Origin of the sequence: Campylobacter massiliensis, assembly GCF_014253065.1 — a bacterium.
Classification (GTDB): Bacteria; Campylobacterota; Campylobacteria; order Campylobacterales; family Campylobacteraceae; genus Campylobacter_A; species Campylobacter_A massiliensis.
Genome location: NZ_JACLZK010000001.1, coordinates 1,183,344 through 1,201,223, shown reverse-complemented (window position 1 = coordinate 1,201,223; position 17,880 = coordinate 1,183,344). Strand labels below are relative to the sequence as shown.

Annotated in this window: 25 protein-coding genes; all 25 read right to left on the bottom strand. The window is 46.6% G+C overall.

All coding sequences use genetic code 11. The features are described 5' to 3' along the window. Positions 1 to 51: 51 nt before the first annotated feature. Positions 52 to 1,302: a hypothetical protein gene (locus H7R39_RS05760; protein ID WP_185898329.1), complete on the bottom strand. Its 1,251-nt coding sequence runs from the start codon at positions 1,300 to 1,302 to the stop codon at positions 52 to 54. Between the two features lie 207 nt (positions 1,303 to 1,509). Beyond that, a complete protein-coding gene (locus H7R39_RS05755; RefSeq protein WP_456064414.1) occupies positions 1,510 to 2,388 on the bottom strand; it encodes a polyprenyl synthetase family protein in 879 nt (292 codons plus the stop codon). A 381-nt stretch (positions 2,389 to 2,769) separates the two neighbouring features. Further along, a complete protein-coding gene (locus H7R39_RS05750; RefSeq protein ID WP_185898328.1) occupies positions 2,770 to 4,095 on the bottom strand; it encodes a DUF7488 domain-containing protein in 1,326 nt (441 codons plus the stop codon). Next, the gene (locus tag H7R39_RS05745; protein ID WP_002947064.1) at positions 4,092 to 4,409 is read right to left on the bottom strand and encodes a YbaB/EbfC family nucleoid-associated protein; all 318 of its coding nucleotides are present in this window, start codon (positions 4,407 to 4,409) and stop codon (positions 4,092 to 4,094) included. The genes H7R39_RS05750 and H7R39_RS05745 overlap by 4 nt, the downstream gene beginning before the upstream one ends. Positions 4,410 to 4,780: 371 nt before the next feature. Continuing rightward, positions 4,781 to 5,557 (bottom strand): EFR1 family ferrodoxin, encoded by a 777-nt coding sequence (locus H7R39_RS05740; protein ID WP_185898327.1) that lies wholly within the window; start codon positions 5,555 to 5,557, stop codon positions 4,781 to 4,783. A 244-nt stretch (positions 5,558 to 5,801) separates the two neighbouring features. Next, positions 5,802 to 6,149: an aspartate 1-decarboxylase gene (panD, locus tag H7R39_RS05735; RefSeq protein ID WP_185898326.1), complete on the bottom strand. Its 348-nt coding sequence runs from the start codon at positions 6,147 to 6,149 to the stop codon at positions 5,802 to 5,804. A gap of 272 nt (positions 6,150 to 6,421) precedes the next feature. Then, positions 6,422 to 7,714 (bottom strand): UDP-N-acetylmuramoyl-L-alanyl-D-glutamate--2,6-diaminopimelate ligase, encoded by a 1,293-nt coding sequence (locus H7R39_RS05730; RefSeq protein ID WP_185898325.1) that lies wholly within the window; start codon positions 7,712 to 7,714, stop codon positions 6,422 to 6,424. Beyond that, a complete protein-coding gene (locus tag H7R39_RS05725; RefSeq protein ID WP_185898324.1) occupies positions 7,698 to 8,243 on the bottom strand; it encodes a histidine kinase in 546 nt (181 codons plus the stop codon). The genes H7R39_RS05730 and H7R39_RS05725 overlap by 17 nt, the downstream gene beginning before the upstream one ends. Beyond that, positions 8,236 to 8,505 carry a NifU family protein gene (locus tag H7R39_RS05720; protein WP_002947081.1) on the bottom strand — a complete coding sequence of 90 codons (270 nt, stop codon included), beginning with the start codon at positions 8,503 to 8,505 and terminating at the stop codon, positions 8,236 to 8,238. Before H7R39_RS05720 ends, H7R39_RS05725 begins: the two co-directional genes overlap by 8 nt. A 503-nt stretch (positions 8,506 to 9,008) precedes the next feature. Beyond that, positions 9,009 to 9,365 carry a 50S ribosomal protein L17 gene (gene rplQ, locus H7R39_RS05715; RefSeq protein WP_002943070.1) on the bottom strand — a complete coding sequence of 119 codons (357 nt, stop codon included), beginning with the start codon at positions 9,363 to 9,365 and terminating at the stop codon, positions 9,009 to 9,011. Positions 9,366 to 9,376: 11 nt separating this feature from the next. Continuing rightward, positions 9,377 to 10,390, bottom strand: a complete 1,014-nt coding sequence (locus H7R39_RS05710) for a DNA-directed RNA polymerase subunit alpha (RefSeq protein WP_185898323.1) — start codon at positions 10,388 to 10,390, stop codon at positions 9,377 to 9,379. Between the two features lie 14 nt (positions 10,391 to 10,404). Then, a complete protein-coding gene (gene rpsD, locus H7R39_RS05705; RefSeq protein WP_185898322.1) occupies positions 10,405 to 11,031 on the bottom strand; it encodes a 30S ribosomal protein S4 in 627 nt (208 codons plus the stop codon). A gap of 22 nt (positions 11,032 to 11,053) precedes the next feature. Next, on the bottom strand, positions 11,054 to 11,446 hold the full coding sequence (gene rpsK / locus H7R39_RS05700; RefSeq protein ID WP_002947090.1) for a 30S ribosomal protein S11: 393 nt from the start codon (positions 11,444 to 11,446) through the stop codon (positions 11,054 to 11,056). A 9-nt stretch (positions 11,447 to 11,455) separates the two neighbouring features. After that, positions 11,456 to 11,824, bottom strand: coding sequence for a 30S ribosomal protein S13 (rpsM, locus tag H7R39_RS05695; RefSeq protein ID WP_002943382.1), 369 nt, complete (start codon positions 11,822 to 11,824; stop codon positions 11,456 to 11,458). 3 nt (positions 11,825 to 11,827) lie between these two features. Then, complete coding sequence (gene rpmJ / locus H7R39_RS05690) at positions 11,828 to 11,941, bottom strand: 50S ribosomal protein L36 (RefSeq protein WP_002947091.1); 114 nt, start codon at positions 11,939 to 11,941, stop codon at positions 11,828 to 11,830. Between the two features lie 156 nt (positions 11,942 to 12,097). Next, entirely contained in the window at positions 12,098 to 12,316 is a 219-nt protein-coding gene (gene infA / locus H7R39_RS05685; protein ID WP_002943098.1) for a translation initiation factor IF-1, read from the bottom strand. Positions 12,317 to 12,441: 125 nt separating this feature from the next. Further along, the gene (gene map, locus H7R39_RS05680; RefSeq protein ID WP_185898321.1) at positions 12,442 to 13,200 is read right to left on the bottom strand and encodes a type I methionyl aminopeptidase; all 759 of its coding nucleotides are present in this window, start codon (positions 13,198 to 13,200) and stop codon (positions 12,442 to 12,444) included. Then, complete coding sequence (gene secY, locus H7R39_RS05675) at positions 13,200 to 14,462, bottom strand: preprotein translocase subunit SecY (RefSeq protein ID WP_002953674.1); 1,263 nt, start codon at positions 14,460 to 14,462, stop codon at positions 13,200 to 13,202. The genes map and secY overlap by 1 nt, the downstream gene beginning before the upstream one ends. Continuing rightward, complete coding sequence (gene rplO, locus H7R39_RS05670; protein ID WP_002947096.1) at positions 14,462 to 14,863, bottom strand: 50S ribosomal protein L15; 402 nt, start codon at positions 14,861 to 14,863, stop codon at positions 14,462 to 14,464. The genes secY and rplO overlap by 1 nt, the downstream gene beginning before the upstream one ends. A gap of 9 nt (positions 14,864 to 14,872) precedes the next feature. Beyond that, positions 14,873 to 15,316 carry a 30S ribosomal protein S5 gene (gene rpsE / locus H7R39_RS05665; RefSeq protein WP_002943402.1) on the bottom strand — a complete coding sequence of 148 codons (444 nt, stop codon included), beginning with the start codon at positions 15,314 to 15,316 and terminating at the stop codon, positions 14,873 to 14,875. Positions 15,317 to 15,327: 11 nt separating this feature from the next. Continuing rightward, positions 15,328 to 15,684 (bottom strand): 50S ribosomal protein L18, encoded by a 357-nt coding sequence (gene rplR / locus H7R39_RS05660; protein WP_124851303.1) that lies wholly within the window; start codon positions 15,682 to 15,684, stop codon positions 15,328 to 15,330. Between the two features lie 10 nt (positions 15,685 to 15,694). Further along, positions 15,695 to 16,231 carry a 50S ribosomal protein L6 gene (gene rplF / locus H7R39_RS05655; protein ID WP_002943347.1) on the bottom strand — a complete coding sequence of 179 codons (537 nt, stop codon included), beginning with the start codon at positions 16,229 to 16,231 and terminating at the stop codon, positions 15,695 to 15,697. A gap of 510 nt (positions 16,232 to 16,741) precedes the next feature. Next, positions 16,742 to 17,137, bottom strand: coding sequence for a 30S ribosomal protein S8 (gene rpsH / locus H7R39_RS05650; protein WP_002943159.1), 396 nt, complete (start codon positions 17,135 to 17,137; stop codon positions 16,742 to 16,744). Between the two features lie 9 nt (positions 17,138 to 17,146). Next, positions 17,147 to 17,332: a type Z 30S ribosomal protein S14 gene (locus H7R39_RS05645; RefSeq protein ID WP_002943090.1), complete on the bottom strand. Its 186-nt coding sequence runs from the start codon at positions 17,330 to 17,332 to the stop codon at positions 17,147 to 17,149. 1 nt (position 17,333) lies between these two features. Next, positions 17,334 to 17,879: a 50S ribosomal protein L5 gene (gene rplE / locus H7R39_RS05640; RefSeq protein ID WP_002953670.1), complete on the bottom strand. Its 546-nt coding sequence runs from the start codon at positions 17,877 to 17,879 to the stop codon at positions 17,334 to 17,336. Position 17,880: the final 1 nt, after the last annotated feature.

The following is a 17,880-nucleotide window of genomic DNA, read 5'->3' as shown; positions in this document are numbered from 1 at the left end:
TGACCAAATCCAAAGCGTCAAATTTACCGCAGTTAGGCCGCTAGCAAAAGATCATTTGACCCTTTTATATTTCCACGTCTGCTCTGAGGCGAGCTTAAATTTACCGTCCGCCGCGACGAACTGCTTAAAGCTAGTCACCGCGTATCTGCTAGGCATCTCAAAGGACATCAGCGAGCCGCCGTGTCCGACGTCGTCGGCCAGTATGTGCGGATCAAAGGTCGTCTCAAGGCGCTTATTTTGCACCCATCTTTTGCCGTTTTCGTCGCTAGCTAGCTCGTAAACATCCACGCTCACGTTATCGCCGCGCTCGTTGTAGCCGTAGACGAACTTCTCGCTGCCGTCCATCGTGTCGTATCGCTGCGTTAGCAGACGCTCGCCGCTCTTGTCGTAGATGCTGCGGTTGGAGTACTCCTGCTTCCACTCTTTGCGCTCTTTATCCCACAAAAAGGCCGCCGTCTCAAAGTCCGCGCCCTCTACGACCGAGACGTTTTTGCTGTTGTTTTCCCATGCGTTTTGCTCGGCGTTCCAGATGAGATTTATCGTCACGTCTTTGCCGCTAGAAGCGTCGTAGTCGTGCTTGGACATCTCGGCGTAGCGCCACGCGCCGCCTTCAAATACGCTTCTTACCTGCTCGTATTTGCCCTTCACGTCGCCCGCAACCGTGCCTCTTTCGCGGTTTTGCCATGCGCCGTTTTCGTAATCCCAACTCTCATAGCCGCGCGTCTGTCCGTCCGCGCCGTAGAGTAGCTGCGTTTTTGATTTAGGCTGCCATCTTTTGCCGTCCCAGACGCTAAGTACGATGAGCTCGTTCTCGCCGTATGCGTTCTCGACGGTTTTGGTTAGCGCGGTTTTTCGCCATTTGCCTTTTACCAGCTCGTATCTGATCTCCTCGCTAGCGTTTTTTAGGTACTTTATGATAGTTTTGCTGGCATTTTCCGGCATACCGCGGATAAACGAGCTAGACTCCTGCATGAGGACGCCTTTTTTATAATCGGCTTTGTATTCGGTCACTTTGATCCATTTTTTCGCGGTAAAATCATAGCTAAAGGCTTCATATTTCGTCATCTTGCCGTCTTTGTTATAGTAGCTGATCTCTTTGTGTTTGCCCTTTAGCCCGTCTGCGAGCTCGGAGGTGCTAACTAGCTCTAGACGGCGAGCCTTGGCATCGTAGTTTTGCTTAGTCTCGTAGCTAGAAGTCGGCTCCTCAAAAGTCTTTTGCGCGGTGCTAGCTAGCATGTAGTCGTACTCTTTGGCAAACGCCGCCGCACACAAAAGCGCAAGCGATAAGGCTATTTTTTTCATTATCTCTCCTTTTGATAAATTTAAAAGATTATAGCATAAAAAGGACGCCGAATTTTGCCGATTTTGCGGCGGGATCGGCACGGTTTGCGGGATGGTTTGTTTATACCGAGCGGATAGAGTTTTGTAGTTAAGGATAAAATTTGCGAAATTTGACGGCAAATTTAACTGCTCAAATTTGACCGAACAAAACGCAAATTTAAGCCGAATTTACCGCAAATGCTTGTCGATGAGACCCGTCACGATAGCGCGGATGCCTGCATGCACGCTGCCTAGCTCGCGCTCTATCTTTGCGATGAGTTCGTTTTTAGCCTGCACTGCGCCATCAACGCCAAGAAGGTTGGTAAAGGAGTTTTTCGCGCCGTCGTTATGCGTCGGTTTGCCCGCCGTTTCGGCGCTTTGCGTCGCGTCGATGATGTCGTCTGCGATCTGAAACGCCAGCCCCAGATCAAGCCCGATGTCGTATATGCGCGCAGCCTCCGCCTCATCTAGCCCCGCCACGACGCAGCCTGCTTGCAAGCTCGCCGCGATGAGGCGCGCGGTCTTGTGGATATGCAGAAATTTTAGCTCTTCAAGCCCTAGTTTTTGATTTTCGAAATAGCAATCCACCGCCTGCCCTAGCGCCATACCGTAGATACCGGCGTTGCAGCTTAGGATCTCGACGCATTTTATGCGCGCGTCCGCGTCTAGCGGAGCCCTTGCTATCTGATAAAAGGCGTGGGTGTTTAGCGCGTCGCCAGCCAGGATCGCCGTTACCTCGTCAAATTTGACGTGCAGGCTAGGCTGTCCGCGGCGCAGGTCCGAGTCGTCCATCGCGGGCAGATCGTCGTGGATGAGCGAGTAGCTGTGCATCGTCTCAAATGCTAGCGCGACGTGAAACGCCGCCTCTTTGCGCTCGGGACGTACTGCCGCTACGACGCCTGCGACTAGCATAGCGCGAAAGTGCTTGCCGCCCGATTTTAGCGTGTATGAAAGCGCCTCGTCAAAGCACGGATGAAAGCTAGGGCTGCTCGGCAAATGCGCGCTCAAAAATGCCTTAAACTCGGCCAAAAGCGCGTCCTGATCGGCGGCGCTCGGTGCTGTTTGCAGTAAATTTGAGCCGGAAGTAAACGATGAGCTCTTGGCTGCGTTTAGCGAGACCAAATTTGCTCGATTTTTCGGGCTTTGAGCCAGGTTTTCGGAGTTTATTTTAGATTTGGCCGCGTTTAAAATTTGAGGCTGATTTTGAGACGAGCTCGCACGCAGGCTTTGCGCCGAATTTTGCACTTTAGATATCGCCCGCGACTTGCTCAAATTTAACCCTCTCCCCGTGTTTTGAACGTAAATTTTACCGTTACCCGTAGATTTTAATTTCATCGCTAAATTTTTTTGATCTTGCATCTATTCTCCGTTTTATTTTATCAACTCCGAGCGCAGGCTAAATTTGACGCTTCGTTTACCCGCTAAAAGCGTCAAATTTACCGCCCGAACCTACCGCGCGTTGTAAAAAAAGTCAAAGCCGTTGCGTCTAAAGAGCAAATTTTGACCGCCGCCTTTAGCAAGCAGGCCTAGCGCTTCTTTGCGGCTTGAGACCGTTTTTTGCCCTACTTGTATCAGCTTATCGCCGACTCTGACGCCGAATTTCGCCGCACCTGAGCTTGCGTCGACGCTTTTTACCGTTAGCTTCTCGTCAAAGGTTATGCCGTAGAGCTTTTGCACGCTCGCGGCATCGCTGCTTTGCGGTATGGACTGCGGTTTTGCGTCGCTAGAGGCGGCCTTTTTATCCGCTTTCGTCGGCGCTTTTTGCTCTTTTTTGGCCGCGTCGTCCGAAACCGCCACGCCAAATCTCAAAACCTCGTCGCCGCGCTTGATCTCAAATTTGAGCCGCTCGCCCTTTTTGGCGAACAAAATTCTCTCGTTTAGCTCGCGCAAGCTCTCAAATTTCTCGCCGTTTACGCTCAAAATTTCATCCCCCGCCATCAGCGCCGCGCCGCGTCCGAGCGGATCGACGCTTTTTACGTAGAGTTTGCCGTCTCGCTCCTCAAAAACCGCGCCCACGTCGCCGTAATACACGTCCTTATACACCGCAAAGTGCCTTAGATAGCGGCTCGGGACGAACTTATCCCCGCCCACGGCGATACCGCGTAGCTTGCAGCATGGATTTAGCACGGCGCCCGTTCCGTTTACGTCAAACGTGAGCACGTCCAGCTCGCCTAGAGCCTGCGCCTGCGCCTTTACGTGGCCGTAGACGGTCGTGTTTAGATCGTGCGTGACGCTGACCCAGTCGCTTTTTTTCGTCGCGTTATCGTCGGCCATCTTTACAGGCTCGAGTTTGGCATCCGAGGCGACCAGATAGAGGCCCAGATACGGGTCAAATTTGACGTAGTTTTTCACGGGGATTTCGCCTTTAGGAACGGCTATTAAATTTGGCGTGATCGCGATACCGCCGTTGCCCGCGACGTTTACCATGGCGGGCAGGTTTTTCTCAAAGCAAGCGTTAAAATCATCCTGCGTCGGGCGCGGCTCAGCCCTAAGCGAAGCGGCAAGAGCGCAAATCATAAAAACCGCAAAAAGCGGAGAGCAAATTTTGCGGGCTAAATTCGCCGTCAAATTTGGAGCCAAATTCGTCGCTATTTTAGCACTCAGACCAGTTTTTTGCGAAATTTCACGTGGATTTAAAGAAGCGTCATATTTTACTGAACGGGCGCGCGAATTTGAGCTTAAATTTACCTCCGTATCGCCCCGCGCGCTGCTAAAATTTAACCGCATAAGCCCCAAAACCGCGTCCAAACGGCGCGAGAAAGCTACGCGTTTCATTGCCCTAGTCCCATGCCGGCAAACCCGCCCAGCATCCTTGACGCGGCGTTTTTGCGGTCGTCCTCGATCATCTTTAGCACGTCGTTTACGGCGCTGATAAGCAAAATCTGCAAGCTCTCCTTGTCCTCCAGCAAGCTATCGTCGATGCTGATATCGAGCACCTCGCCCTTGCCGTTTGCCCTTACGCTAATGAGCCCGCCGCCGCTTTTTACGCTAAATTCGCGCTTTTGGCTCTCCTGCTCGATTTCTTGCGCCTTTTTTTGCGCCTCCTCGAGCATCTGTCCCATTTTTGAAAAATCGATCCCCTCAAACATAAACATCCTTTCAAATTTCGCGTTATTTTAGCCAATTTAAGCTAAATTTACTTTTTTAAGCTCTGCAATGCAAGTTTCGTTCCCGCCTTTAAAACTCGCGGCGGATGCGAGCGCGGACGGATAAATTTAAGTCCGAAAAGCCGTCAAATTTGATGATAGAATTTTACTTTATATGAACCGCGCGAGTTTTGATCCATTTTGGCTCCCGCAAGCGTGCCTGCAACGAGCCGTAGTAAAATCCAGTATGATTGATTTGCCAAGTAACGTGGACTCGGCGGGCGCTAAATTTGGATCATTTCGGCAAATTTAAAAGCCGAGCGCAAAGCGAAACAAAATAAATTAGCGAGCTGGTCCGCCCGAACGAGCGCGCGTCAGATATCTTTGAGCTCCGCCGCGACTGATTTTTCCAGATTTACCGCCTTGCCGAGGATCGTTATCGCCTTTTGCCTGCACTTGTTCACACATCTGTAGCAAATCGTGCAGCGCTCGCCGAATTTTGCTTTACCGTGCACGATTTTTATATTTTGCATCGGACAGGACCTCGCGCACTTGCCGCAGCCGCTACACCGCGCCGTATCGAGGCTCGGTTTGCACCTGGCAAAGGGCGTTTTGTCCCAAATTTTCATCCATAGCCGCTGCCCTAAAAGCCCCGCGATGCGGCATAGCATGCCTAGCCCCTCTTGCGGCGGTTTACCCGCGGCAAATGCCTCCGAGGCGCGCTCTAGCTTGGCGTTTGCCTCTTTGATCAGGCGCTCGTTTTTCTGCGCCGAATAACTAAAAATCGCCACGTCGAGGATAAACGCGGGCATTCTGATGTGTGCGCCGCCCGTTATTTTCGCGCCCGCCCGCCTTAATATCCTAGCCGCGCAGCCCGCTCCGTCGCCGCTAAAAATCTCCATCGTAGCGATGATAAAGACGTTTTTACCGCAAAAATTCGCGCTGTTTTCGCAAATGAACTCGCGCACGATTTGCGGCAGGTCGCTAAAGTAAACGGGGTAGGCGAGGATCACATCATCGTGGCGTTTTAGCAACTCGCCGCAAGCCCCGTCCTCGATCGAAACCGCAGGGATACCGCCGCCCAGGCGCTCTATAAATCTCTTTACGCAATGCTTAGTGTTGCCCGTGGAGCTAAAATAAATCGCTATCATTTTGCGAATCCTTTTAAATTCAGGCGCAAAATTTTGCCTATTTTCGCCAAATTTTACCGACCGCGTCAAATTTAACGCCAAACGGCGGCAAAATTGAATAAATTGATATTCGGCGCATTCGTCTTTCGTCCGTTCGCAAATGACCGTCGTGCTAGCTAGCTTAGATCTTACCGCAAATTTGACTCAGCGCCATAAAACGTAAATTTAAACGCCACGCCGCAGAAACGGCAAATTTGGACATATATTATTTTACGATCTCGTTTTGCTCGTTTACCTGCACGATTTTTGGTTCGAAATCTCTCGCTTTTTTGGCGCTAAGAAGCGCGTAAGCAACAATAATGACGACGTCGCCGACGCAGACTTTGCGCGCGGCCGCGCCGTTTAGGCATATCTCGCCCTTTTTCTCGCCGCGGATCACGTAAGTAGCGAAGCGCTCGCCGTTATTGACGTTTAGGATCTCGACTTTTTGGTACTCGCAAAGCCCCGCAGCCTCGATGAGCTCGGGTCCGATCGTGACCGAGCCCACGTAGTTTAGGTTGGCGTCCGTCACGCGCGCGCGGTGGATTTTGCTTGATAAAATTTCGATTTTCATCGGCAGTCCTTTGTGTTTTTTGGGAAAATTATACTATAAATTTAGCCGCGAAAAGCAACTTTATGTAGTCGCGGCGATTCGTTTTTGCTTGCTTGACGAGATAAAATTCGGAGTTAAATTTGTGATTAAATTTGATTTTGGAGGCATTTGCGCGAGCGATAAAAGCTGCGACAAATTTGACGCCGCTCGGCAGTAAAATAGAAATTTAGACGCAAACAAAGGCAAATTTTACTCAAATTCACCCTTGCTTCGTCGCCGTTTTGTTCGTAAATTTAGGCGCGTCCGTCCAAAAGTTCGCGCACGACCTCTTTGTCGCTAAACGGATATTTTACGCCCTTGATCTCCTGATAGGTTTCGTCGCCCTTGCCCAAAATCACTAAAATTTCGTCATGCGCAAGGCTTTCAAGCGCGTATTTTATAGCCTCTTTGCGGTTTGCAATACATTTTACGCGCTCGTTCATCTCTAGGCCGCCGCAGATCTCAGCGATGATGCTTTCTGGCTCTTCGCTTCGGGGATTATCGCTGGTGACGACGAGTCTGTGCGCGTATTTTTGCGCTATTGCGCCCATTTTAGGACGTTTGGTGCGATCTCTATCTCCTCCGGCACCGAAAACCGCGACGATTTTGCGATGGCGCAATGCATTTAGCACCTTTTCGATGCCGTCTGGAGTGTGCGCAAAGTCCACGATCACGAGCGGCTCGCGACTAACGACCTCCATGCGCCCCTCGACGCCGTCAAATTCCGCCGCGGCGCGCGCGATCTGCTCTAGCGGTCTATCCGTCAGCGTCGCGACGCAAGAGACGGCTACGATGAGATTGTAGAGGTTAAATTCGCCGTGCAAATTTGAACTTAGCGTCATTTGCCCGCGCGGGGTCTTTAGTGTCGCGCGTATACCGCCTTCTAGCGAATACTCGCCGGGCGCAAAGTCCGCGTCGGCGTGCAGCGCATAGGTTAAGGCATTTGCGGGGTTAAATTTGATCCCGCCGCGGTCGTCTATATTTATGAGCTTTGGCGCATCGTCTGCGAAAAACTCGCTCTTTACGCGCGCGTACTCTTCAAGCGTGCCGTGATAGTCGAGATGGTCTTGGGTCAAATTCGTAAAAATTTTCATCGCAAAGGATAGGCTCTCGATGCGTTTTTGCGCGATAGCGTGCGAGCTAACCTCCATCACGAAGTACTCGCAGCCGCGCTCGCTAGCGGCTTTTAGGTAGCTAAGCGTGCGTAAAATTTCGCTCGTCGTTAGCGCCTTGTCGTCTATGCGTTCATTGTTTATAAAAGCGCCGCGAGTGCCGCACAGGCCGCATTTGTAGCCTAAATTTAACAGCGTAGCGCAGATAAGCGCTGCAGTCGTGGTCTTGCCGTTGGTGCCCGTAATGCCGATGATTTTGATGTTCTCGTCGATACCTAGTAGCCGCTTGCACTCGGCCAAATTTATGATTTTTGCGCCCTTTGCTTCGGCGGCGGCTTCAAATTTGGCGTTCGTCGCCGTTTTTACGAAACAGCAACCCGCTTCGCATTCGTTCGAGTTGTCGGTGACGAAGCCCTCTTTAACGTAAATTTTCACTTTCGGCCTTTTCGTTGATTTCGCGAGCCAGCGCGCTTAGCCGTTCGTCGCCGGCAAACATCACGGCCGCGGTCTCGATGTAGTTTAGCCCCATTTCGATGAAGTCGTTTTTGATAAGATTTTGCAAAAACTCGAGAAAATCGTCGCGGTTATCGATCATCACACGCGTGGAAAACATGATGTCCTCAAAGGTGCTTTTAAATCCGCCGCGCCTAACCGCATCCATAAAATCGGCGTAGCTGATCGCATTTTGCTCCTCAAGGCTCTCATCGTCGTTAAATTTCGCCTCGAGCGCGCCTAAAATTTCCTCCAGCTCGTCCGGGCTCATACCGAGCTTATCTTTTAGCTTAAATATCTCAAAAAGCGTCATCGCCTCGTCGCGGCGAGTCTTAGCAAGCGAGCAAAGCATAATGAGAAAAAGTAGTTTTTTGTCCGGTTTTTTGTCGTAGGCGAGCGAAAAATAGCTCGCAGCGGCGTCATAATCGCCCTTGTTAAACGCTTTTAGTCCCGCCTTTTTATAATCAATCAAATTTAACTTCCTCGCCGATAGGGATGTTTACGACCTCTAGCTCGGGGTGGATATCCATGCGGAGCTGGCGCTCGATGCCGTATTTTAGCGTGGTCGAGCTAGCTGCGCAACCGTGGCAGTGGCCGGTTAGACGGACGTAAATTTTGCCGTTTTTGATACCTAATAGCTCCATACCTCCGCCGTCGTTTTCAAGCATAGGCAAAACCTTTTGCAGGCTTGCTTTTACGGGCTTTAAAAGCTCTTCATCAGTAAATGGGATCATTTTTAACCTTTTAAATTTTTGAGATATTATAGCAGATAAAATTTTAAATACGCTATGAGTTTGGCGTTTTGGCCGCTATTTTTAATCTAGTTAAATTTAGAATTTGAGGCGATTCTATATGTGATCAAGCCAAATTTAAAAGATGCCAGCAAAGGCTGAGAACGAAAAAGCGCAATAGTAAAAGGATGCAGTACGCAATATAAAGCTCAAAATAATTTTATACAATCGGTCGTTGCACATTATAAGATTGTTTTTAGATAAATTTGACATATTAGGCGTTTGCTATGTAAGCAAACCTTTAAAAGGCAAATTTGTACATAAAATCACATAAAATTTAGAATAAAAGTCGCTACAAAATTTCTCATTTTCCGCCCATATGTAAAATTACAAACGATGTAGCAGAGAAGCAAACAAATTTAATTGAGATGGAAAATCAAGTGAGTTTTGAGATAGCTGAAGTGGATAAATTTAAAAAGAAAAAGAGAGCCGAAGCTCTCTAAAAATTATTCTTTGATTAGCTCGATATAAGCCATCTCGGCAGCATCGCCTCGGCGAACGCGAGTCTTAACGATGCGCGTATATCCGCCGTTTTTACCTACGAATTTCGGAGCAAGCTCGGTTACTAGCTTGTTCGTAGTTTCTTTATCCTGCAAGCTAGCAAAAACCGCTCTGTGAGCGTTGCTGTCGCCTTTTCTAGCTCTGGTGATTAGCTTTTCGATATAGCTTCTTAACTCTTTTGCCTTAGGCAAGGTCGTCTCTATCTTTTCGCTTTTGATGATAGCGATAGCTAAATTTTTAAGTAGAGCCGAGCGGTGAGCCGACGTCCTACCTAGTTTTCTGTATCCGTGACCGTGTCTCATTTATGTTCCTTTTACTCTTTTGCACTCATTTGTGATTTTAGGTCGGCGATTTTTTTCTTGAGTTGATCTTTGCCGCCGCCTAGGTCGCCGCCGACCGGATATCCGATCTCTTGCATAACGGCCTTAATCTCTTCTAGAGATTTTTTACCTAAATTTTTAAGCTCTTTTAGCTCGTTTTCATCCATCAAAGCAAGCTCGCCGATAAATCTAATCTCGGCTTTATCAAGGCAGTTAAAGCTTCTGGCGCTCAAATTTAGCTCTTCTACGCTTTGAAGTAGTTTCGCATGCTCGCTGCCAGAAGTTTGAGAGTTTAGACCTGCCGAAACGTCGATATTTAAAACGCCTTTAAACACCGACATCTGCTGATACATCGCCTCGATCGCGTGTTTAAACGCCTCGATCGCGCCCACTTGTCCGTCCGTCGTAACCGTGAAAATAATCTTCTCATAGTCGGGATTGTCCTCAACTAGAACGTTTACTAGCTCGTAAACGGCTTTTTTAACAGGCGTAAAGAACGCGTCAAGAGCTATATAACCCTCTTCGGTATTGTCTCTTATCTCTTCGCTTGGGACGTATCCGATACCTTTTTGGATGATTACGGAAAATTTAAGCTCCGCATCCTCGTTTATGGTCGCAAGATAGGCGTCCGGATTTACGATATCTACGACATCGCTTTTTAGATCGCCGGCTTTTATCTCTTTTGGACCTTTAAACGAATACTCGACCACTTCGCGCTCAGACTCGTTTTTTAGCTTAAAGCGGATGTTTTTTAAATTTATAATAAACTGCGCTACGTCCTCGAGCATGCCTCTCATCGAATCAAATTCGTGAGATACGCCCTCTATTTTGACGCCCGTAGCCGCAAATCCAACCGTGCTGCTATATAAAAGTCGTCTTAGCGGATGAGCCAAAGTGACCGCATAACCCGTTTCAAACGGATACGCAGTTATTCTGGCGACATTCTCGCTTATACTCTCTACTGAAATTTCGGTAGGCATATAAGCTGATGTGGTAATTTTTCTCATCGTTATACCCCTTATTATTTCGAATAAAGCTCTACTATGAATCTTTCCTCGACAGGAATGACGACTTCTTCCCTTTCCGGAGTTCTTGTGAAAATTCCGAATTTTTTATCTTTTTCGACGTCAACCCAAGCTACGATGCCGGTTTGTGCCGTAAGATCGATCGCGCGAACGATTTGCGGATTGTTTTTAGACTTCTCGATAACCTCTACTTTAGCGCCAGCTTGGACTCTGTAAGAAGGAATATCTACTCTCTTGCCGTTTACTAAAATATGTCCGTGAGTAACTAGCTGACGAGCGAAGCGGCGAGTCGTCGCAAAGCCCATTCTGTAAACTACGTTATCTAATCTTTGCTCTAAAAGCTGTACCAAAAGCGCACCGGTATTTCCCTCGCGGCGAGCAGCCTCTTGGAATAAGTGGCGGAATTGCTTCTCGCTAATGCCGTACATAAATTTAGCTTTTTGTTTTTCGCGAAGCTGCAAGCCGTATTCGCTTATCTTGCTTCTTCTTTGTCCGTGTTGTCCCGGAGCGTAAGGTCTTTTATCAAGCGCGCTCTTACCTGCCAAGCGACGCTCACCCTTTAGCGCCAAACTAACGCCGAGTCTTCTTTCTAATTTTTCAACGGGTCCTCTATATCTAGCCATAATAATTCTCCTAAATTTCTAATTATACGCGGCGGCGTTTCGGCGGTCTGCAACCATTATGCGGAAGCGGGGTTATATCTTTTAAAAACGTTACTTTTATACCCTCTACCGCGCCTACGCTCTTGACTGCGGTCTCTCTACCGCTGCCAGGACCTTGTACTTTGATGCCTACTTCTTTTATACCGTGCTCTTTTGCTTTGGTTAGAGCGTCTTCTACTGCTTGTTGGGCCGCATAAGGAGTTGATTTTTTACTTCCTTTAAAGCCTAGTCCGCCAGCACTACTCCAAGCGATAGCATTTCCCATCTCATCGGTAACCGTTACCATAGTGTTGTTAAAAGTCGCGCTTATATAAACGATACCTTTAGCGATACTTTTTCTTACAATTTTCTTTTTAACTACTTTTCTTTTTGCCATCGCTTATCCTTATTTCGTCGCAGCGCCGACTGTTTTGCGCTTGCCTTTTCTAGTTCTAGCGTTTGTTTTAGTCTTTTGACCGCGCACCGGAAGACCTTTTCTGTGTCTTAGACCGCGGTAGCTTCCTAAGTCCATAAGAGCCTTGATGTCCATAGCGACGCTTTTTCTAAGGTCGCCTTCCACCACGTGGTTCTCTTGGATCTCTTTGCGGATAGCCGCAGCTTCGTCTTCGGTTAGATCGTTTACTCTTTTATCGTAAGAAATTTTGGTAGCATCCAAAATTTGACGAGATTTATGAAGACCGATACCGTAAATATAGGTCAAACCGTATTCGATTCTCTTTTTCTTTGGTAAATCCACACCTGCGATACGTGCCATGCTTTATCCTTGTCTTTGTTTATGTTTTGGATTTTCGCAGATTATGCGAACTACGCCTTGGCGCTTGACAATTTTGCACTTGTCACACATCTTCTTTACAGAAGGACGAACTTTCATTCTAGTCTCCTAAAAATTTATTCCACTTTTAGGCTGCATCAGGTTTAACGAAATTTTAAACCAACTATTTTCAAAACAAGTGGTGGGCTTTGAAAACAATTCTTCATACAGCAATTTGTCGCAAAGGGCTGAGTATAGCCAAATTTAGCTTTTAATTTACTTATGTCGGTAAATTATCCTACCCTTATCCAGACTATAAGGCGTTAGTTCCACCTTTACGCGGTCTCCAGGCATTATTTTTATATAATGCATCCTCATCTTGCCCGCAATATGACACAAAATCACGTGTTTGTTGTCGAGCTCGACCTTAAACGTCGCGTTTGGCAGCGCCTCGATGACGTTGCCGTCGATCTCTATGACGTCGTCTTTTGCCACTTAACTCCTTTTTGTTAAATTTACTTTCGCCGCTCGGCGGAAGTTTGAAATTAAAATTTTAACTCACCACAAATTAAAATTTTAAAATTTACAAGTCGCACGAACGATTTGTAAATTTTAAAATTTTACGCTAGGCTTAAGATCTCCGCGCGTCCATTAATGACTGCCATGCAGTGCTCGTAGTGGCTGGTTCTTAGCCCGTCTTTGCTGGTTACTTTCCATTTGTCAGGCCCGATCACCGGAGTGCCGTCTTTTTGACAGATCATCGGCTCCACGCAAAATACCATTCCGTTTTTTATTTTTGGTCCCGATTTTGGACTGCCGCCCTCTAAATAATTTAAAATTTGCGGATCTTCGTGCGGGCGTCTACCGATGCCGTGACCGCAAAATCCCGTTAGCGGAACAAATCCGCGAGCTCTTATAAATTTCTCGATTTCAAAACTAAGCTCTTTAAAGTGCATTCCCGCTTTTACGGTATCTATCGCAAAATATAACGCATCTTTAGCGCAAGCGATTAGCTTTTCGTCCTCGCGCGAAATTTGACCCACGCCCCAAGTCCTAGCCGAGTCGCCGAAATACCCGTTCAAATTTGAGCCGATATCGACGCTTACGATGTCGCCTTCTTGTAGTTTGTATTCGTTCGGGATGCCATGGATGACTACTTCGTTTACGCTGATACAAGCGGCGTTTGGAAAGCCATAAAGCCCCTTAAACGCTGGCTTTGCGCCCGCAGCCCTTATCATATCGTCGCAAATTTTATCTATTTCGAGCAAAGAAATGCCGGGCTTGATCACGCCTTCTACGTAGTCGAGAGTTTGAGCGACGATTTTATTCGCCGCTCGCATTTTCTCTATGTCGTTTGGCTGCATAATGGTTATAGCCATTACAAGCCTACCGCACTTAGAGTTTGATATTTATTCATATAAATTTGAGCTTCTATCCTTCGCATCGTATCAAGCGCGACAGAAACTACGATCAGTACCGACGTACCGCCGAAATAAAACGGAACGCCCATAATTTTAACGAGCACCCAAGGAAGCGTCGAGATAAGTCCAAGGTAAATCGCGCCGCTAAATGTTAGCCTTGATGCCACTTCGTTTAGATAGCCCGCAGTGCCCTCGCCCGGTCTAATGCCTGGGATAAATCCGCCCTGTCTTTTTAAATTTTCGCTGATATCTTTTGCATTAAACGCTATCGAAGCGTAAAAATATGCAAAAAATACGACCAGCAAGAACGTCAAAAAGTTGAAAAAATAGCTATTTGGATTTAAAAAATCGTGAATAGCTTGGATGTAAGGATTTGTACTGGCCTGCAAAATGGTGCTTGGGAACATCAAAATCGCACTGGCGAAAATCGGAGGAATAACGCCACTTAAATTTACCTTGATAGGTATATAGTTCATGATACGTTTATTTTGATTTTCCATCACGACTTTACGCGAATAGCTCACCGGCACGCGTCTCTCGCCCATCTCGACGTAGATAACTATGCCTACCGTGACCAAGATAACAAGCAAAATTACGATAACTACAAGGAAGTTCATCTCGCCCGTATTTACCAAATTTACCGTTCCACCGATAGCTGAAGGTATGCCGCTAACGATACCAGCGAAGATAATAAGGCTGATGCCGTTGCCGATACCGCGCTGAGTGATCTGCTCGCCTATCCACATCAAAAGCATAGTTCCCGTTAGCATCGAAGCCGCTGCGATGGCGATAAATAAATTCATATCTATCATTATTGCGTCCTCTCCGCCTCTACCGTGAAGACTCTGAAGCCCCATACTGACGCCCACTGCTTGAACAAGCGTGATACCGATAGTGGCATAACGGATAATCTGCATATATTTTTGCATGCCATCGCGGTCTTTTTTCATCTTGCCCAAATTTGGGAAAGTAGCCGCTAAAAGCTCCATGATGATAGATGCTGTGATGTATGGCATAATGCCTAGAGAGATGATGCTGAGGCGCTCTGCGGCCTTACCGCTGAACATATTAAATAGTCCAAGCGCATTTGCAGAATTCGAATCGAAAAACTCTTTAATAACATTGACGTTTACGCCAGGAACCGGCACGTATGCCAGTATCCTGTATGCAAATAAAAATGCCAACGTGATTAAAATCTTGTTGGTCAATGTCTTATTCATTACGCACGTCCGCTAACGGTTACGTTCTCGTCTTTGATTTTCGAAGCCAAATCTTTTGCGCTCACTCCGATCAATTTGATTTTCTTGACGCTGCTTGAAATTTTATGCACGGTAGCGATAGTAGCGATAGTGATCTCGCTTAGCTCTTTTACCGCAACGATTTTTTCTACGTTGATTACGTAAGGTTTCTCAAATTTAGAAGCGAAGCCTACTTTTGGAAGGCGTCTTTGAAGCGGTTGCTGACCGCCCTCGAAGCCTCTTTTTTCATTGTAGCCTTTTCTAGCTCTTTGACCTTTGTGTCCTTTGCCTGCGGTTTTACCTTGACCGCTACCTTGACCGCGACCTAGTCTTTTGATTTGTCTAGTCGAGCCCTCGGCAGGTTTTAAATTTTCTAGTCCCATATCTTCTCCTTAGCCTTTAAGCATGCTTAGCGCTTTTAAAGTAGCGCGAACGACGTTTGCCGAGTTGTTTGAGCCAAGCGATTTTGTTAGGATGTCCTTGATGCCCGCAAGCTCTAGAATAGGACGAGCGCTACCGCCCGCGATCACACCCGTACCTTCGCTAGCAGGGCGAAGTAAAACGCGGCTAGCGTTAAATTTAACCTCTACGTCGTGAGGTATAGTCGAGCCTTTTCTTTTTACCTCGATGATGTTTTTAAACGCGTCGTCTACGGCTTTTCTCATAGCGTCCGGCACCTCTTTTGCTTTACCGAAGCCAAAGCCCACTAGGCCGTTTCTGTTTCCTACTACGACAAGAGCCGTAAATCTAAATCTACGACCGCCTTTTACGACCTTTGTAACGCGGCCGATATCAACCATTACTTCTTCGAATTCTTCTCTGTTATATTTTTCCATAGCGATTTTCCTTATAGTTTGATACCGTTTTCACGTAATGCGTCTGCAAAAGCCGCTACGACTCCGTGATACAAATAGCCGTTTCTGTCGAATAATGCCGTTTCAATTTTTTTAGCTTTTAGAGTTTTTGCAAATTCTTTAGCCAAAGTTACGGCGCCTTCTTTGTTTGCTTTTACGCCTAGTTTTCTGCCGTCGGCTGCCGCTAGAGTTACGGCTGCTACGTCGTCGATAGCTTGGACGTAAAGAGTTCTGTTTGATTTGAAGATAGAAATTCTAGGCAATACCGCAGTGCCGGAAATTTTGGCTCTGATTCTTCTTTTTCTCTTGATTCTAAGAGCGAGTTTTCTTTTTAATACATTTGCTGTCATTATCTATCCCTTACTTCTTAGATGTCTTACCGGCTTTGCGGATGATGCGCTCTTCTACGTATTTAACGCCCTTGCCCTTATACGGTTCAGGCGGTCTATACGCCCTGACTTGAGCCGCGATCTGACCGACCACTTGCTTATCGTCGCCTTTAATAGTGATGATGTTTTTCTCTACGCTGATTTCAACGCCTTTTGGCACTTCGTGATTTATCGGGTGAGAAAATCCTAAAGTAAGTTCAAGCACTTGGCCTTTAGCAGCGGCTTTGTAACCGACGCCGTTGATCTCAAGCTGACGAACAAAACCTTTTGTGATGCCGATTACGATATTATTTGCAAGCGCTCTATAAGTGCCCCAGTAGGCCCTATCTTGTCTCTCGTCGCTTTTTGGAGAAAATACTATGTGAGCATCTTCGACTTTAACGTCTACGTGCCCCTTTGTGTCAAGCTCTTTTAAATGAGCGCCTTTTTTAAATTTAAGGACGTTGCCTTCTACGCTGACCTCTACTCCGCTTGGAATAGCTATCGGCTGTTTTCCTATACGTGACATTTTTTTCCTTTTTTACTTGTCTAGGGTATGTCTACTTTTACGAATGGATACCACAATACCATAAAAATAGAAATGAATCGAAGCGATAAAAAACCGCTTCAAACACTTTAATTTTCTCATCAAATTTGACTTGTTTTTTGGAGTTTTTTTCCAAAATTTAACGTCAAAATTTGACATCGTCGTTTTTAAATTTAGCTTTGCCAAATTCGGGTAAATTTACAAGTCGAGCTAAATTTGGGAAGCTTTTTAAATTTAAGCTTCCGATTTTAAATTTTAGAAATTCGACGGCGAAAATTTTTCGTAAATTTTATAAACTACAAAAAAGATGCCTAGTAAAATTTCATTTCAAAGTAATCCTAAACACTACCCGTCGCAAATGCGACAAGTCTACCGAATTAGATTACATTTTAAAGATTCAAAAACGATGCTCCGCTGTAAACCCAGCAAGCTCACCGCTTCAAGCTTCTTTTTAAGGTAATCTAAAACGCTACCCCGTAGCGTTTTAGACAATTACCACACAGAGCAGAGGATTTCGCCGCCTACGCCAGCTTTGTGAGCGTCTTCATTGCTTAAAACGCCTTTGCTGGTGCTAACGATGATCGTTCCGTAGCCGTTTTTAAATCTCTTGATCTCGTCTTTTCCCTTATAAACGCGGCGACCCGGGCTTGATACGCGCTTAAGCTCGTTAATCACGCTTCTGCCGTGCTCGTCGTATTTTAAAACTACGTTTATAAATTTCTTTTTATCTTCTTCTACGACGTTGTAGCTCTCGATATAGCCTTTAGCCGCAAGGATAGATAAAGTAGCCTCGACGACGTTTGAATGAAGAAGCTTCGTAGTCTCGAGTCTTCTCATTGCGGCGTTTCTAATGCGAGTTAGTCCGTCTGAAATTAAGTCGTTTAACATTTCTCTTCCTTACCAGCTTGCTTTTTTTAGACCCGGGATTAGTCCCTCATTAGCCATTTTTCTTAGGCATACGCGGCAAATTCCAAAATCTTTATAAACCGAATGCGGGCGACCGCAAATTTGGCATCTCGTATAGCCGCGAACCGTAAATTTAGGCTTTCTGGCAGCCTTTGCTATCATTGATTTTTTTGCCATATTACTTTCCTTTCGCAAACGGCAAACCAAATAGCTCAAGCAATTTGAATGCCTCTTTGTCGCTGTTTGTCGTCGTGACTATAACTATATTCATACCGTGAGTGCGTAGAATCTTATCGTACTCGACCTCCGGAAACATTAGCTGCTCGTCAAGGCCGAAGTTGTAGTTTCCGCGTCCGTCAAAGCCGTCTTTTGGAAGGCCTCTAAAGTCCTTAACTCTCGGTAGCGCGATAGAGATTAGTTTGTCTAAAAACGCAAACATATTCTCTTTTCTAAGCGTTACTTTTACGCCGACGGGAAATCCCTCGCGCACTTTAAAGCCCGCAACCGATTTTTTAGCGTCGGTAACCACGGCTTTTTGTCCAGCGATTAGCGAAATAGTATCGGCGATGTTTTGAAGTTGCTTTTGATCTTTAGCCGATTCGCCAGCGCCTACGCTTATTACGATCTTTTCGATCGCAGGGATTAGCATAGGATTTTTGATGTCGAATTCTTTAGCCAAAGCAGGCTTTACGACCTCGTTATATTTAGCTTTTAATCTATTCATT

Bases quoted from the DNA above. Each gene is read 5' to 3' on its own strand.
- H7R39_RS05745 (WP_002947064.1), bottom strand. From the start codon at position 4,409: ATGTTTGAGGGGATCGATTTTTCAAAAATGGGACAGATGCTCGAGGAG.
- H7R39_RS05750 (WP_185898328.1), bottom strand. From the start codon at position 4,095: ATGAAACGCGTAGCTTTCTCGCGCCGTTTGGACGCGGTTTTGGGGCTT.
- rplO (WP_002947096.1), bottom strand. From the start codon at position 14,863: ATGGGACTAGAAAATTTAAAACCTGCCGAGGGCTCGACTAGACAAATC.
- rpsE (WP_002943402.1), bottom strand. From the start codon at position 15,316: ATGGAAAAATATAACAGAGAAGAATTCGAAGAAGTAATGGTTGATATC.
- rplR (WP_124851303.1), bottom strand. From the start codon at position 15,684: ATGACAGCAAATGTATTAAAAAGAAAACTCGCTCTTAGAATCAAGAGA.
- H7R39_RS05740 (WP_185898327.1), bottom strand. From the start codon at position 5,557: ATGATAGCGATTTATTTTAGCTCCACGGGCAACACTAAGCATTGCGTA.
- rpmJ (WP_002947091.1), bottom strand. From the start codon at position 11,941: ATGAAAGTTCGTCCTTCTGTAAAGAAGATGTGTGACAAGTGCAAAATT.
- H7R39_RS05710 (WP_185898323.1), bottom strand. From the start codon at position 10,390: ATGAGAAAAATTACCACATCAGCTTATATGCCTACCGAAATTTCAGTA.
- map (WP_185898321.1), bottom strand. From the start codon at position 13,200: ATGGCTATAACCATTATGCAGCCAAACGACATAGAGAAAATGCGAGCG.
- rpsD (WP_185898322.1), bottom strand. From the start codon at position 11,031: ATGGCTAGATATAGAGGACCCGTTGAAAAATTAGAAAGAAGACTCGGC.
- rplQ (WP_002943070.1), bottom strand. From the start codon at position 9,365: ATGAGACACGGTCACGGATACAGAAAACTAGGTAGGACGTCGGCTCAC.
- rpsK (WP_002947090.1), bottom strand. From the start codon at position 11,446: ATGGCAAAAAGAAAAGTAGTTAAAAAGAAAATTGTAAGAAAAAGTATC.
- panD (WP_185898326.1), bottom strand. From the start codon at position 6,149: ATGAAAATCGAAATTTTATCAAGCAAAATCCACCGCGCGCGCGTGACG.
- H7R39_RS05760 (WP_185898329.1), bottom strand. From the start codon at position 1,302: ATGAAAAAAATAGCCTTATCGCTTGCGCTTTTGTGTGCGGCGGCGTTT.
- rpsH (WP_002943159.1), bottom strand. From the start codon at position 17,137: ATGTTAAACGACTTAATTTCAGACGGACTAACTCGCATTAGAAACGCC.
- secY (WP_002953674.1), bottom strand. From the start codon at position 14,462: ATGAATAAGACATTGACCAACAAGATTTTAATCACGTTGGCATTTTTA.
- rplE (WP_002953670.1), bottom strand. From the start codon at position 17,879: ATGAATAGATTAAAAGCTAAATATAACGAGGTCGTAAAGCCTGCTTTG.
- rpsM (WP_002943382.1), bottom strand. From the start codon at position 11,824: ATGGCACGTATCGCAGGTGTGGATTTACCAAAGAAAAAGAGAATCGAA.
- rplF (WP_002943347.1), bottom strand. From the start codon at position 16,231: ATGTCACGTATAGGAAAACAGCCGATAGCTATTCCAAGCGGAGTAGAG.
- H7R39_RS05645 (WP_002943090.1), bottom strand. From the start codon at position 17,332: ATGGCAAAAAAATCAATGATAGCAAAGGCTGCCAGAAAGCCTAAATTT.
- H7R39_RS05720 (WP_002947081.1), bottom strand. From the start codon at position 8,505: ATGATCCCATTTACTGATGAAGAGCTTTTAAAGCCCGTAAAAGCAAGC.